Below are 15,493 nucleotides of genomic sequence, written 5' to 3'. Positions count from 1 at the left end.
CTGGGAGTTACTGTTAGGCAATAATATTAAACAGCTGCCCTTAAATTTTTTTGAAGCGGATTAACGAAACTAATAAAAACCGTAGTGTATTTCTACTTTTGGACTTCAATAACTTCCTTCTTCCGGCTTCAAACTTCCTGACCCTATTATTATACAAACGAAAATGCCTTATCCCGATCTCAGGTTAATTAAAATGCAACAAAAAACGCATGCCACTTATTGACATGCGTTTTTATAATTTATTGGTGAATGATTATTGCCATCCGCCACCTAAAGCCTGATAGAGATCTATCGCCGCTTTCATTTTGCTGTATTCGGCATTGGAAATATTCAGTTCTGCATTTAATGAATTCACACTTGCATTTAATACTTCAAGATAATTAGCCATGCCATAATTAACAAGCTCCTGAGAATACTCAACAGAGTTTTTGTAGGCGCTCAATTCTTTTTGCTTTAAATCAATATAAGAATCCTGAACAGAAAAAACTCTGATTGCATCTGAAACTTCTTTCCCTGCAGTAAGAACGGTTTTTCTAAAGTTCAGATAAGCAGTTTCCTGGTTGGCAAGGCTTACTTCATAATTGGTTTTAATCGTTCTCTTATTTAAAATCGGTTGAGCCAATCCTCCGACAACACTTGCAAATAATGAATTTACACTGAATAAATGGTCGATATCCAGAGATTGAATTCCTCCGTTTCCTGTAATTTTCAATGTAGGATAGAACTGCGCTTTTGCGGAATTGGTCAGCTCAAAAGCATTCATCAGGTTGTACTCCGCTCTCATTACATCAGGGCGATTGGCTAATAACTGAGCCGGATAACCCAATTTTAAATCAATCGGAATATTCTGGCTTTCCAGTGTTGATCTTTCTATGGAATGAGACGGTTCTCCCATCAATAAACTCATGGTGTTTTCCAACAACTGGATCTGGGTATCGATATCAATCAAGAGAGATTTTGCATTGAATACCAAAGCTTCACTTTGCTGAACAGCAACTTCAGTTACCGTTCCTGATTCTTTTAATGCTTTCGTTGTTTCCAAATTCTTCTCACGAACTCCAATCGTTTCTGTAATAATTCTCTTCTGGGCATCATAGGTCAACAATTGATAATATGCTGAAGCAATGGAAGCAACCAGGTCACTTTTTACCGCTTTATGTGCGGCAACAGTTCCTAAATAAGTTGCCAATTGAGCTTTTTCCTGGGCTTTTAATTTTCCCCAGAGATCAGCCTCCCATCCTACGCTTGCGGTAATATCAAGCTGATTGATGTATCGTCTTTGCCCGAATAGCTGTCCGGTTTGTGTATTTAAAGACTGGGTCTGGAAAGTGTAGCCGGGACCAACAGTTACCGTCGGTTCATAAGCAGCTTTACTCTGCTTTAAATAAGCTTCTGCAGAAGTAATGCTCTGCAGGGCAATTCTTATATCCAGATTATTCTCCAAAGCTTTGGAAATATGCCCCTGTAATATCGGATCTGTGAAAATTGCTTTCCATGAAATGTTGGCAACATTCGTGCTGTCTGAAGGAAGCATATCTGTTCGGAAAAGCTTTTCGTCTACTACGTTTTTCGGTCTTTCATATTCTTTTCTGGCCATACAGGATGAAACGGCACCAAGAATTGCGACTGAAAAAGTTATTCCTTTTATGATGTTTAATAAACTCTTCATTTTTTTTAATTAGAAGTTAGAGTCTAGAGGTTAGAAGTTAGTTTTTAGACTCGTTTCTAATTTCTAACTTCTGACCTCTTCAACTTTAATTTTATTCTGCTAAATTGATGTCTTCTTTTTTAATAGGTTTGATTTTTTCCTGCAGGGTTTCAAAAATCACATACAATACAGGGATTACAAAAAGACCTAAAATAGTACCTATCAATAACCCGATTGCCGCACCTGTTGCTATAGATCTGTTACCTACAGCACCGATTCCACTTGCTAAAACCAACGGTAAAAGACCGAAGATAAACGCAAAAGATGTCATCAGGATAGGTCTTAGCCTTGCTTTTGCAGCGTTGATCGCAGACATGACAATACTTTCGCCATGATGTCTTCTCTGTACGGCAAATTCTACAATCAAAATGGCATTTTTAGCTAATAATCCAACCAGCATGATCAGGGCGATCTGGAAATAAATATTGTTTTCCAAGCCCATTATTTTTTGTCCGAAATAAGCACCCATTACCCCTAACGGCAGTGAAATCACCACAATTAAAGGAAGAATATAACTTTCGTACTGAGCAGAAAGAATGAAGTATACGAAGATCAAACTCAATGCAAAGATCAATACAGTCTGAGATCCTGAATTTAATTCTTCTCTCGTCAATCCTGTAAACTCAACATCATAATTTTGGTTTAAGCTTTCTTTAGCTACCTGCTGTACAGCGGTAATTGCGTCCCCGGAACTGTATCCCTGAGAATTACCACCGGTAATTTTAACAGAAGTAAATAGGTTATAACGGCTTACAGATTGTGGCCCGTAGGCTTTATTAAGAGTAACAAACTGTGAAATCGGAGACATTACGCCTGAACCTGTTTTCACATAAAGCTCGTTAAGATTATCAATGTTTTTCCTTGCATCCGGAAGCGCCTGTACCATTACCCTGAACTGTTTTCCGTATTTTGTAAAGTCAGCGGTGTAAATACCCCCGATATATCCCTGCATCGTGCTCAGTATATCACTTACGGAAACTCCCAGTTGCTTAGCTAAAGGAACATTGATATGCATTTCATACTGCGGGTATTTTGTATTGAATGAGGTCTGGGCAAATTCAATTTCCGGTCTTTCCATCAACTTACCGATGAATTCATTGGTTTTATCATCCAGGTCAGCATATTCACCTCCTGATTTATCCAGAAGCACCATTTCAAAACCGGCACTGTTACCGAAACCAGGTACACTTGGCGGCTGGAAGAATACGACTTTGGCATCAGGTACCTTCCCGGAAATTCCGAATAGTTTTTTGGTGATATCTTCGGAAGTCTGGCCATCTTTTTTCCTTTCATCGAACGGTTTTAGTTTAATGAAGGCAAGACCGTTGTTGCTTCCGTTCCCGGATAAGAAACCTCTACCCGTTGAAATGGTCACGTTTTGTACTCCCGGAACTTTCATCGCATTAGCCTGAAGGGTTTTCAAAGCATTGTACGTTCTTTCCATAGAAGCTCCCGGAGGCAACTGTACATCGGTAAAGATAATTCCACGGTCTTCTGTAGGTACGAAACCTTTTTTCATGGAAGTACTTGCCCAAAATAAAATACCACCGGTAACCGCAAAGATAATAAGGGTTACCCATTTGTGTCTCAACAGGAATACAAATCCTCTTCCGTAACGATCAGTTGCTGTTCTGAATGCAATATTAAACTTATAGAAAAACTTCTGCATAAAGTTCAGGCTCTTGTATTTTTCATGATGCTCTGCGTGAGGCTTCAGGAATAATGAACATAGAACCGGACTTAGCGTTAATGCATTAATCGCAGAAATGATAATCGCTACGATCAGCGTAATCCCGAACTGCTGATAGAAAACCCCGGTAGGACCAGTGATAAACGTTACCGGAATAAATACAGATGCCATTACCAGTGTAATTGAAATAATTGCTCCTGTAATTTCGCCCATTGCTTCTACGGTAGCCTTTTTAGCATCAGCTATCCCATGCTCCATCTTGGCATGGACGGCCTCGACGACGACAATCGCGTCATCCACCACAATACCGATCGCAAGAACGAGGGCAAATAATGTTAGAAGGTTCAGTGAATATCCGAATAAATTCAGGAAGAAAAACGAACCTACAATAGAAACCGGTACCGCAATAGCCGGAATCAGTGTAGATCTGAAATCCTGAAGGAAAATATATACTACGATAAACACCAGAATAAAGGCTTCAATTAAAGTATGAACCACTTTATCAATGGAAGCTTCCAGGAATTCATTCGTATCAAAGTTAAATGTATATTTTACACCCTGAGGAAAGCTTCCTTCGGCAGATTTAAGATAGGCTTTGATATTTTTAATGATCTCCTGTGCATTGGAACCCGGTGTCTGGAAAATCCCCATACTGATGGAAGGATTATTCCCATTTTCTCCAACTCCGGTATAAGATTGTCCAGCCAGTTCAACTTTAGCCACATCTTTCAGCATCAGATTCTGCCCATCGCTCAGAGATTTGATAATGATGTTGTCATACTGGCTTTTGTCATTGAATTTACCTACATATTTAATGATATATTCAAAAGAGCTACCGCTGTTTTGTCCGATAGAACCTGCAGCTGCTTCTCTACTCTGCTCATTAATCGCATTGGTAACATCAGTTGGAGTTACTCCGTATGCTGCCATTTTTGCAGGATCCAGCCAGATTCTCATGGAGTAATTTTTACCTCCGAAAACGTTGGCATCCCCTACACCATTGATTCTTTTAAGGTTTGGAATAATATTGATATTCAAAAAGTTCTGAAGATATACATCATCCAGATCTTTGTTTTCAGAATAAAATGACATATACATCAGGGCACTTGTCTGCTGCTTCTGGGTAACTACCCCTGATCGGGTAACTTCGCTCGGAAGCAATGGTGTAGCTCTGGTTACACGGTTCTGAACGTTTACCGCCGCAATATCCGGGTCTATTCCCTGTTTAAAGAATACCTGAATATTGGCAGAACCGTCATTTCCGGCGGAAGAAGTAATGTAATCCATCCCTTCTACCCCGTTAATCTGTTCTTCCAAAGGAACTACCACACTCTTCATTACGGTTTCGGCATTGGCTCCGGTATAATTAGCTGTAACACTTACTGTAGGAGGTGCAATGTCGGGATACTGTGTAACCGGCAATGAAATGAGTCCCAAAACACCGAGAATAACAATTAAGATTGATATTACGGTGGATAAAACCGGTCTGTTAATAAAGTTCTTTATCATTTTAGAATTTCGGTTTTATAGATTGAACCAGGCTATCCATTTTCACGGGCTTCGGTTTAACTGCAGTTCCGGATTTCAATCCGCCGATTCCTGCTGCTATTACCGTTTCACCTTTATTTACTCCTGATTTTAATAATGCCAAATTGTCAATTCTTTCAATAACATTTACCACTACATTTTTGGCTGTATCTTTTTCTACTTTATATACGTAAACAATTCCCTGTTGTTCATAAGTTGCGCTTTCAGGAACTACCAATACATTATCATATGTTTTCGGTAATCTGATCGTACCGCTGTTCCCGTTGCTCAGTAATTTCTGGGCATTGGAGAATCCGACTCTGAACTGAATGGTTCCTGTAGTAGGATCAATCTGTCCTGTAATGGCTTCAATTCTACCTTTTTCAGAGTAAAGGCTTCCGTTTGCCAATTGTAATTCAACCATAGGAAGATTTTTAATTTTCTCCGGAAGTGTAGCACCGACAGATTTTTCAAGGAAATCAAAATATTCTTTTTCATTCATTGAAAAGTAGGCGAAAACCTGGGAAGTATCTGAAATCGTAGTTAACGGCGTTTGATCTGTAGGACCAACCAGACTTCCGACTTTTAAAGGAAGTTTTCCGACAACTCCTGAAATAGGGGCACGGATAATGGAATACTCAATATTAGCTTCCACTCCTTTGTAATTAGCGGATGCCTGTTGTTTGGCAGCAATAGCCTGTTGCAGCTGAGCCTGAGCCTGGGCTAAATTAGCCTGTGCCGTCTGCAACTGAACATTACTGATGATATTTTTAGCGACAAGAGGCTTCAGCTTGTTTACTTCTACCTGTGCTGCATTTACAGAAGCCTGAGCCGCTGTTATGTTAGACTGGGCCGCACCGATTCCTGCTTTTGCAGCAGCTGCATTTTCGTTAAGAATGTTGGTTTCAAGACGGAATAAAGGTTGTCCTTTTGTAACATATTGCCCTTCATCTACTAAAAGCTGTGTGATATACCCTTGAATTTTTGCACGCACATCGTTATTTATCCTGCCTTGTATATTGGCAGGAAATGTCTGATACCCCACAATATTCTTTTGCTCTACCGATACTACAGGATAAGGTTTTGCACCATCCTGCTTCGGAGCTTCTTTTTTGCAGGCAGTAAGAGAAAGTGCTGCAACAGAGAGTATGATTAGTTTATTTGTCATTTTATAGTTTATTAAGAGATTCCTGAATATTTTTTATGTTTTTGTTTAAGAGAACTTTATAAGCTTCTATCCTTTCATTGTAGCCATCATCTTTTACTTTTTTAAAGGTGTTTAAATCATCGAGTAGTTTTAATTCGTCTTGCATCTTCTGAACTATTTTTTCAAATCTTATTTTTTTATACTCATCGTTGATGAAAAAATAACGTTTCCGCTCATCCATTTTACTATGGTCTACGATGAGCTGGGCATTTAACAGTAATGAAATACTTGTAGAAACGGAACTTTTACTTGCGGAAAGCACTTCAACAAACTCATCAAAAGTAATCCCTACTTTTTCATAATCGAAAAGAAGGTAGGCGTAAATTTTTGAAGCTAAAGGAGGTATGTTGAAAACGGTGCCATAGAATTTTACAGCATCCTGAAAAATTTTTTCATCAACTTCTATACTTTGGTGCATAATATAAAAATTTGAACAAAAGTAGAAATTAGTTCAGAACTAAACGAACAAAGATGATAGAGTTTATAAATATAGGCTGTTTTAAAAATTCAATGAAAAGCGATTTAACTTTTTACTCAAATTATAATCTTCTCAAAAGCTTTTCTTACTCCGCCGGCAAGAACCACTTCACCGCAGTAGGAATATCCTTTGCTTTCAAGGATTTTCAGCATGGCAATATTATCATAATTGGTGTCTACTTTTATGCTCTGGATTCCTTTGGATTTTGTAAATTCTTCTATATGATCGAAAAGTTTTTTTACCAATCCCTGACCAGCAAATTTTTCATCCACGGCAACCCTGTGAACCACGACAAACTCACCGTTGCTCAGCCACGCTCCTTCTATGGTACTGTAGGCAGGCTCATCATTTAAGATTAAGGCAGCAAATACCGCCACTTCATCATCTACCGTAAGCACATATCCGAAACCTTTTGCAATATCACTTTCTACTGTATCCATATTGGGATATCCGTTCTGCCATTGGGTGCTGCCGTCTTTTCTTCTTCTTTCGATAGACTGCTGTATTATTTCCCAGATGATATTCCGGTCTTCAATTCCGGCTTTCCTTAATTTAATTTCTGCTGAATTCATGTTTTGATTTAAATTAAAAAACCGAAAACTAATTAAAAAATTAATTTTCGGTTCGAAGTAGTAAAATTTAAAATTATGAAATTGTTTTATTGATTTTCATTTTGTTGAAGATAAGCATCGATAACTTCAAATGCTTTCTTCTCATCATTTAAATCCACCATAACTTTTAGCCCTGTTGCCGTAGGCGTGGTAGTAAAAGTCAGATAATTATTTTCAACCTCGTTTGTGATTTGGGCGTCGTCTAATTTTGATTTGATTAGCTGAATTTCTGAAGGATTATCACTTTCAAAAACTGATACTCTCGTACTTCTTTCCATATTTTATCCTTTTGAATAGCTAAATATAGATTTTTTTTTCCAAAATCACAAATCCTGAGTTTTAAATTTTGTTAATAGTGTGCTCAATTTTGTCTAAAGCAAGCTGAATTTCTTCTTTGGAAACATTCAGGTGCGGTCTGAAACGAAGTGCCTGATCACCACATCCGAGGATGATTAAACCATCGTTAAAAAGCTCATTTCTTACATAATCTCTCTGCTCTCCCGATGGCAAATCTATCGCACACATTAAGCCTCTTCCTCTTGCATTGGAAATTTTTTCAGGATATTTCTGAGCCAGGTTTTGCAAACCGTTTAATAAATATTCTCCGACAACCTTAGCATTTTCTACCAGGTTTTCTTTTTCGATAATTTCCATTACCAGCTGGAAACGAAGCATATCGATAAAGTTTCCGCCAAAGGTAGAATTGATTCTTGAGCTTTCTCTGAAAACATTATTCGGGATTTCATCAAATTTTTCTTTATTGGCTAAAACACCGCAAACCTGAGTTTTTTTACCGAAAGAAATAATATCCGGTTTGGCACTGAAATGCTGGAAAGCCCACATTTTTCCGGTGATTCCTATTCCGGTCTGTACTTCATCAAAGATCAGCAGTACTTCATTGTCGTCGCAAAGTTTTCTCAATTCAACAAAAAACTCATCTCTGAAATGATTGTCCCCGCCTTCAGCCTGGATCGGTTCGATGATGATACAAGCCACTTTATCCGGGTTTGAGAGAATTGCTTCTTCGATATGCAATAAAGCCATTCTTTCGTTTTTAATCGTCTCTTCTAAATTTTCTTCGGTGATCGGGAAATTCAGTTTCGGATTAAGGATTCTCGGCCATTCAAACATCGGGAAATATTGATATTTTCTTGGATCTGAAGTATTGGTTAAACTTAAAGTATAACCGCTTCTTCCGTGAAATGCCTGTCTGAAATGGATGCAGATTCCGGCTTCAGTCTGAAGTCCTTTCTCAAAATTTTTACGGGTTTTCCAGTCGAAACATGCTTTCATTGCATTCTCAACCCCTAAAGTTCCGCCTTCGATAAAAAAGGCATACTGTAATTCTTCAGGAATGACCACTCTTTCGAAAACTTCAAGAAAATGAGCATATTCTTCTGAATAGACGTCTGCCAGTGTTGGCTTATTAACCGCCATTTTGCCTAACCATGCAGATTTTTCAACAATATAAGGGTGGTTGTAACCTACAGATCCGGATCCGAACATGGAAAACATATCTAAAAATTCCCTGTCCGTAAGCTTGTCGTACAGCCATGAACCATGAGATTTTTCAATATCCATTACGAAATCAAACCCGTCTGCGAGAACGTGTTTTCCTACCGTTTCTTTTACCTTATTTGCCTGTATATCTAATGTGTGTTCCATATTTTTGTGATTGAAAGATTAAAAGATTGAAAAATTGAACCTTCGATTTTTCAGTCTTTAATTGAGTTTAATATTTAGTTTTAAAGATCAAATTTAATTCCCTGTGCTAAAGGAAGATTGGTTGTGTAATTGATTGTATTGGTCTGTCTTCTCATGTAATACTTCCATACATCCGAGCCGGATTCTCTTCCGCCACCGGTTTCTTTTTCACCTCCGAAAGCACCACCAATTTCAGCTCCTGAAGTTCCGATGTTTACATTGGCAATTCCACAGTCTGAACCTGCATGGGAAAGGAATAATTCGGCTTCTCTTAAATTCTGCGTCATGATGGCTGATGATAATCCCTGAGGAACGTCATTCTGGATCGCGATCGCCTCATCCAATGTTTTGTATTTGATCAGATATAGAATCGGTGCAAAAGTTTCATGCTGAACAATTTCATAAGAATTTTTCACTTCAGCGATACATGGTTTTACGTAGCATCCTGACTCGTAATCTTTACCACTTAAAGTTCCGCCTTCCACAATGAATTTCCCACCTTCTTTTTTACATTTTTTGATCGCTTCTTCGTATTGGTTTACAGCATCGGTATCAATAAGCGGTCCTACGTGATTGTTCTCATCCAACGGGTTTCCGATTTTTAACTGACCGTAAGCTTTTACCAGTCTTGTTTTTATTTCATTATAAACGCTTTCATGAATAATCAGCCTTCTTGTAGAAGTACATCTCTGCCCTGCTGTTCCTACAGCGCCGAAAACAGCACCGATGATAGACATATCAATATCTGCATCTTTAGAAATGATGATTGCATTGTTTCCGCCTAATTCAAGGATTGATTTTCCGAATCTTTCAGCCACTTTGGAAGAAACCATTCTTCCCACTCTTGTAGAACCGGTGAAAGAAACCAAAGAAACACGTTTGTCATCTACCAGTTTCTGCCCGATTTCATGGTCGGAAACCAATAAACTTGAAATTCCTTCTGAAAGGTTGTTTTCTTTTAATACTTCAGCCATGATATTCTGACATGCAATGGCACAAAGCGGGGTTTTTTCTGAAGGCTTCCAGATGGTAACGTTACCGCAGATCCATGATAAAGCAGTATTCCATGCCCAAACGGCAACCGGGAAGTTGAAAGCGGTGATGATTCCTACAATTCCAAGCGGGTGGTATTGCTCGTACATTCTGTGCCCCGGTCTTTCGGAGTGCATCGTATAGCCGTGAAGCTGTCTTGAAAGCCCTACAGCAAAGTCACAGATATCGATCATTTCCTGAACTTCTCCTAAACCTTCCTGTAATGATTTACCCATTTCATAAGAAACAAGTTTTCCTAAATCATCTTTATATTCTCTTAATTTTAATCCTAATTGTCTTACCAATTCTCCTCTTTTGGGAGCAGGAATCAATCTGAATTCCTGAAATGCTTTTTGAGCAGATTCTATTACCTTGTCATAATCACTTTCCCCGGAAGTCTTAATTTTAGCAATCAATTTTCCATCTACGGGAGAAAAACTTTCTATTGTTTTCCCTGAAGCAAAAGACTTACCGCCTGTAGAAGTTCCTTTATTTTCATTCTTAATACCCAGATTTTTGAGATTTTTTTCAATCCCGAAATCCTTTACTTTTTTAGACATAAATGTTACTTTTCGTTTATGCTAAAGATAAAAATATTATATGAATCCCAAAATTTTAATTTTTAAGTTTGTTTTTTATTTGGACTAATTATAAACATGCTTATCTTTGTACAAGTAATTTTTTTAATTTCAGAAATGGAAAATCCACAAGAAAATAATTCAAAGTTTAAAAAATGGTTTAAACGTGTCGGCTGGGCCGGATTTGCTTTTTTTACCATTAAGGGTTTAATCTGGCTTGTCATATTCTACTTCGGAGCAGATACGCTTCAAAGTTGTATCAAATAAAAAAAGCAGAGAATTTTCTCTGCTTTTGCTTTTTTTATATTAAAACTATTCTTTCTTTTTTCTCCCGGATTCTATTAATTTCTGGTGAAGCAAATATTCAATTTGTCCGTTCACACTTCTGAACTCATCATTCGCCCATTTCTCCAGAAGCTTATACGTACTTTCATCTATCCTAATAACGAAGGATTTTTTGCCTTTATTCTCAGAAGATCTTGGAGTTTTTTCAGATTTCATTTTCTTGATTTTTAATAATTTATTTTAGCAGAAAGCCTAAAAGTCTTTTGCTGCAATAAATTTTCATTACTAATACCGTTGTGCATTTTGAATCCCGTATTTCGAAATAGGTGAAACATCTTAGTTTAAAGAAATTAAAATCAACTTTTCGTCTTTTTTTACGTTCATAATCGCAAGGCTAAACAATGTTTTTTTAAATAGAACAATTTTAATAAAGATAAACAAGGGTATTTCACTTAAAAAATATGCTTACCTAATTATCAGCAATTAAGGTTGATTTCAAAATGTACAACTGGAACCGGTTATTAATTTTCGTTTTAAAATTTCAAATCTTAATTACTAATTGTAAAGAGTTCCTGCATTTAGAATCGGGGTTGCGGCTTTTTCTCCGCAAAGCACGACCATTAGATTACTTACCATAGCTGCTTTTCTTTCATCATCCAGCTCAACGATATTTTCTTCAGACAGTTTTTTCAAAGCCAGGTCAACCATTCCTACAGCACCTTCCACAATTTTTGTTCTTGCCGCTACAATTGCCGTAGCCTGTTGTCTCTGAAGCATTGCTCCTGCAATTTCTGAAGCATAGGCAAGGTGTGAAATTCTCGCTTCCTGAATGATAATTCCTGCTTTTGAAAGACGATCGGTAAGTTCCTGCTCCAGGATAGAATTGATCTTATCTCCACCTTCTCTTAAGGTAATCGGAGCATGATCATCTTCCAGATTATCATAAGGAAAGCTCATCGCCAAATGACGTACTGCAGCCTCACTCTGCATTTTTACAAAATCTGAATAACGTTCTACATCAAAAGCCGCCTTATAGGTATCTCCTACTTTCCAAACCATTACTACTGCAATCTCTATTGGATTTCCCATTTTATCATTCACTTTTAAAGTTTGTCCCTGTAAGTTTTCGGAACGAAGTGACATTTTTTGTGAAGAATATAACGGGTTGATAAAAAATAGTCCGTTATCTTTTACCGTTCCCACATATTTTCCAAAAAAGTTCAGTACTCTTGAGTGATTAGGCTGAATAATCATAAGACCTTTAATGAAAAAGATAAATGCAATGAAACAAAGGATTGAGACCACTGTAGTCCCGATATTTTCTCCACTTAATCCGGTAATGAATAAATAAACACAGACCACCATAAGTATTAAGCAAAATACTAATGCCAGGTAGCCAGACATGGGTTTTAAGGTTTTTTCCATAGATAAAAGTTTAAAATGATATTATTTTGATATCATAAAGATATGTGAATTTTTCCAAACTGCAATTTTTTTTTCAAAAAAAAATACTGACTAAAAAAGCCAGTATTTTGAAATGAGTTCCGGAAACCAACTTTATTATCTCAGAACACATAATTATTAATTAATGAATGCTTATTCTTTTCTTTTGATAAATTTAAAACTTTGAATATTTTTCCCATTTTTTAAGATCAGAATATAATTTCCCGGGGGTAATTCTGTGACTACAACTTTCCCTTCTTTTATCGGTCCTTTCATTATTTGACGCGCAGATGTATCATAGATTTCAAACTGCGAAAAATGGGTATTGTTCTTAACGTATAAGATATCTGTTACAGGATCGGGGTATATAGAAACATCTTTATTTTTTGATAAGACCTCGCTCGTTGAAAGGGTTGGCAATGAAGGATAAACAAGCTTTCTGGTGCCATCATACCCTACCGCATATACACTGGTTGCGTTCTGTGGATAACGGACTTTTGTAAAGTCCAGTGCAGCATTTCCCGTACCAAAAACAGCAACATCTATAATGGTGTTCTGATTATAGGTTTCAAAGGCAATTACATTTTTCCAGAGTTGGGCATCAACATTCAGGGAAACCAAATCCGGATCTGAATTAGAATTTAAGGTTACCCCAACCATCGGAGTTCCTATGAGAGGGGCCTGCTGTCTTACGAAATTAATACTGTTTGTGGAAAGGTAATTGATCACCGGTGATGCAGGCATTGGATAGTTTTTACTTTTAATAACAGCAATAGTGTTGGCAATCTGCTGATCCGTAACAGTAATTGTTTTGTTACTGTAATCAAAAACGATTTTATTTACAGGACGCAGGTAACCGCCTTTTACAAAAAAATCTGTAAGATCTTCCTGTACCACATCACATATATTGGAGATGGCATTCAACATCAGCTGAACATCGCTAACGTTGGAAGTGTTAACCGTTCTGCATATTTCTAAAAGATCTGCCAGCCAGAATGCAGTATCCGGCTGTCCCGTTGTGGCAGGCGTTCCGGAAAGCCTTTGTTCCAGTGAAGGACGGTTTTTCGCTGCTCCTCCTATTCCATAATAAAGCATTAATTGCCATAAAGGAATAGTGGCAACTCTTGTTGAAGCACGGTCAGTAGAATTTAATATCTCATAGATACTTTTATTCTGAATCTGGCCCAGATTAATGCTCGCATTGTATTCCCCACCCACTACATTCGGGCTATAACCTGCATATCCGGAAACATTTTTGTCAAATCTTGTACTTCCGGGATAATCTGTACTGTACAGATACTGAACATATGCAGAATAAATGTTATTAGTCACTTCTGTCATTCCATGCCATTTGAAGGCAGGTCTTACCTGATTGATATGTCCCAATTCATGGGCATGTCCCCAGATATTAGTGAAAAGGGCGTCTGCATTAAAGTTGTCGGACAGATCATCTGCACTTCCCAATCCCATATGGGCACCAAAGGCACCTGCATACAGCCCTCCGCCTACAGGAGTATAAAGAAACATATGATTTTTAGGAACACGGTTATATTTAAACAGTCCCATCAGTTCGTATTCTTTTTTTACGATCTTATCATAGTTACTAACCAAAAGCTGTCCGCTTAAATAAGATTGTCTCTGCAGACCGGCTTTTTCAAGATTTAAATTAATATAGGTACCTTTTACATCATACTTTTTATAGACGTTGTTGGTAAGGTTATTCTGCCAATCAGTATCAGAGTCTACCTGTGGATCATAGTAGCCGTTTACCAGGCCTGTGGTGATATTGATTGTAATTGGATTCAAGTTTGGTGTATTGTTAAAGTAATCAATATAACCAAGTCCGTCAGCTGTGATATCAATAATGTTCAATCCTTCTGCTAAACTATAGACTTTCTTATTAAGATTATCTTCACCCGCAAAATCCAGGGTTTGCAGACTTACAGGAGCTCCATTGGTTGTTCCTACAAAGATCACCGCCTTAGTCCCTGATTTGAACAGGATACCTGTAGGATTTTCGCAGGTATTGGCACCTGCTGTCTTAAGCTGTGCAGTGACAGAGCTGATGACAGGATAAACAACATAATTTTGTGTACGAAAGCGTTTCTTATATGTATTGTTGTATAAACACTGAGCTAAAGCTTTAAAAAAAGGTGAAGAAATTCCGTTGATATCAGCCTGCGTTACTCCCGGCTTCAGTTCGGAATGGAGGTTGTTAAAGATATTGCTGTATACATTCAGGCTGAACTGTTCATTATTAAAAAATTCCATTTCTGCACAGCTTGCTAAGTTATTTTCCCCGGATAATACTTTTACCGTAATCTCCGAAACATTGGTCAGCGCCTGGGAAAGAGGAATTAAAACAGGCTGATTTGAAAACCCGCAATTGAAATCTGCCACTTTTACAGCTGCTGAAGAAGAAGTCTGTTTGTACCAGATTTCCCCGGCTCCGAAATCTCCGTTTCCTCCATTGGGTCTTGGCGTATATTTTACGGAATTAATGACATTATTTCCTGTAAAGATATAAGTGAGATTGACAGGGAATGGATTTCCTGAATAATTTGAATGATAGAATGTAGCGGGATTATTGTCTATGGTTTTATCGGCACCCTCTGCAACACTGTTTGCAGGAGGATTTACAGAAACTGACGAAGGAGTATATTTTACATTGGATAGTGCATTAAACTCATTGGTCGGGATTGTACAATCTGTAATGGGGTTTACATTTTGAGCAACAGAAGAGTAAAACTTGATTTCTGCCGCCGAAGAATAGTTATTAACTCCGGCATTAACACGTATCCTTACTGCCTTAAGATTCGTAAGTGGCAATGCAGAAAGATCTACAGTTTTTACCGAACTATTATTTGCAAAAGCAATATTGCTTTGTACTGCATTAAATGTATTGGGAGTACTTAACGTGGAATATTCTACATCAATATTGGTCCATATTCCGTTACTGCCACTAGTACGCGGAATATACTCTATCTTTACAATATCCTGGATGTTCGCAAAATAAAAATCAATAACATCCGGTATTCCGTTTTGGGAGGATTTTGTCTGATAAAGGGTACTGTTATTATTATCCATTGCTTTGACAATTTCAGAACCGGGTTGTGATGGTTTACTGCTTTGAGCAAAAACCGGATTTACCTGAATCTGTGCATTGATTACAATATGGATAAAAATAAAAAAGGAAAAGAAAATATTTTTTTTAATCATAATAAATAGGA

At 37.6% G+C, this 15,493-nt stretch carries 12 protein-coding genes; 1 reads left to right on the top strand and 11 read right to left on the bottom strand.

Annotated elements, in window-relative coordinates; genetic code table 11:
• Positions 1–253: 253 nt before the first annotated feature.
• The 8 genes from AB8P06_RS10580 to amaB form a co-directional block, all read right to left on the bottom strand.
• On the bottom strand, positions 254–1,669 hold the full coding sequence (locus AB8P06_RS10580) for a TolC family protein (protein ID WP_369841316.1): 1,416 nt from the start codon (positions 1,667–1,669) through the stop codon (positions 254–256).
• Between the two features lie 91 nt (positions 1,670–1,760).
• Positions 1,761–4,907 carry an efflux RND transporter permease subunit gene (locus AB8P06_RS10575; RefSeq protein ID WP_369841313.1) on the bottom strand — a complete coding sequence of 1,049 codons (3,147 nt, stop codon included), beginning with the start codon at positions 4,905–4,907 and terminating at the stop codon, positions 1,761–1,763.
• 1 nt (position 4,908) lies between these two features.
• Complete coding sequence (locus AB8P06_RS10570; protein WP_369841311.1) at positions 4,909–6,093, bottom strand: efflux RND transporter periplasmic adaptor subunit; 1,185 nt, start codon at positions 6,091–6,093, stop codon at positions 4,909–4,911.
• 1 nt (position 6,094) lies between these two features.
• Positions 6,095–6,550, bottom strand: a complete 456-nt coding sequence (locus AB8P06_RS10565; protein WP_369841308.1) for a transcriptional regulator — start codon at positions 6,548–6,550, stop codon at positions 6,095–6,097.
• Positions 6,551–6,666: 116 nt separating this feature from the next.
• Positions 6,667–7,182, bottom strand: coding sequence for a GNAT family N-acetyltransferase (locus AB8P06_RS10560; protein ID WP_369841306.1), 516 nt, complete (start codon positions 7,180–7,182; stop codon positions 6,667–6,669).
• Between the two features lie 86 nt (positions 7,183–7,268).
• A complete protein-coding gene (locus tag AB8P06_RS10555; protein WP_369841303.1) occupies positions 7,269–7,499 on the bottom strand; it encodes a DUF2007 domain-containing protein in 231 nt (76 codons plus the stop codon).
• Between the two features lie 61 nt (positions 7,500–7,560).
• Complete coding sequence (gene lat / locus AB8P06_RS10550) at positions 7,561–8,886, bottom strand: L-lysine 6-transaminase (protein WP_369841300.1); 1,326 nt, start codon at positions 8,884–8,886, stop codon at positions 7,561–7,563.
• Between the two features lie 80 nt (positions 8,887–8,966).
• Positions 8,967–10,517, bottom strand: a complete 1,551-nt coding sequence (gene amaB / locus AB8P06_RS10545; protein WP_369841298.1) for an L-piperidine-6-carboxylate dehydrogenase — start codon at positions 10,515–10,517, stop codon at positions 8,967–8,969.
• 135 nt (positions 10,518–10,652) lie between these two features.
• Here amaB and AB8P06_RS10540 point away from each other — a divergent pair, with 135 nt between their 5' ends.
• Complete coding sequence (locus tag AB8P06_RS10540; protein ID WP_034670154.1) at positions 10,653–10,802, top strand: histidine kinase; 150 nt, start codon at positions 10,653–10,655, stop codon at positions 10,800–10,802.
• A 45-nt stretch (positions 10,803–10,847) separates the two neighbouring features.
• On the opposite strand, the gene AB8P06_RS10535 is transcribed toward AB8P06_RS10540, so the two are convergent.
• From AB8P06_RS10535 to AB8P06_RS10525, 3 genes are all read right to left on the bottom strand, one after another.
• The gene (locus tag AB8P06_RS10535) at positions 10,848–11,036 is read right to left on the bottom strand and encodes a type II toxin-antitoxin system antitoxin (protein ID WP_369841294.1); all 189 of its coding nucleotides are present in this window, start codon (positions 11,034–11,036) and stop codon (positions 10,848–10,850) included.
• 339 nt (positions 11,037–11,375) lie between these two features.
• Complete coding sequence (locus AB8P06_RS10530; RefSeq protein WP_369841291.1) at positions 11,376–12,245, bottom strand: SPFH domain-containing protein; 870 nt, start codon at positions 12,243–12,245, stop codon at positions 11,376–11,378.
• A 171-nt stretch (positions 12,246–12,416) separates the two neighbouring features.
• Entirely contained in the window at positions 12,417–15,482 is a 3,066-nt protein-coding gene (locus tag AB8P06_RS10525; RefSeq protein ID WP_369841288.1) for a M60 family metallopeptidase, read from the bottom strand.
• Positions 15,483–15,493 lie beyond the last annotated feature (11 nt).

Origin of the sequence: Chryseobacterium tongliaonense, from assembly GCF_041224435.1 — a bacterium.
Classification (GTDB): domain Bacteria; phylum Bacteroidota; class Bacteroidia; order Flavobacteriales; family Weeksellaceae; genus Chryseobacterium; species Chryseobacterium tongliaoense.
This window is presented reverse-complemented; position numbering and strand designations above follow the sequence as displayed.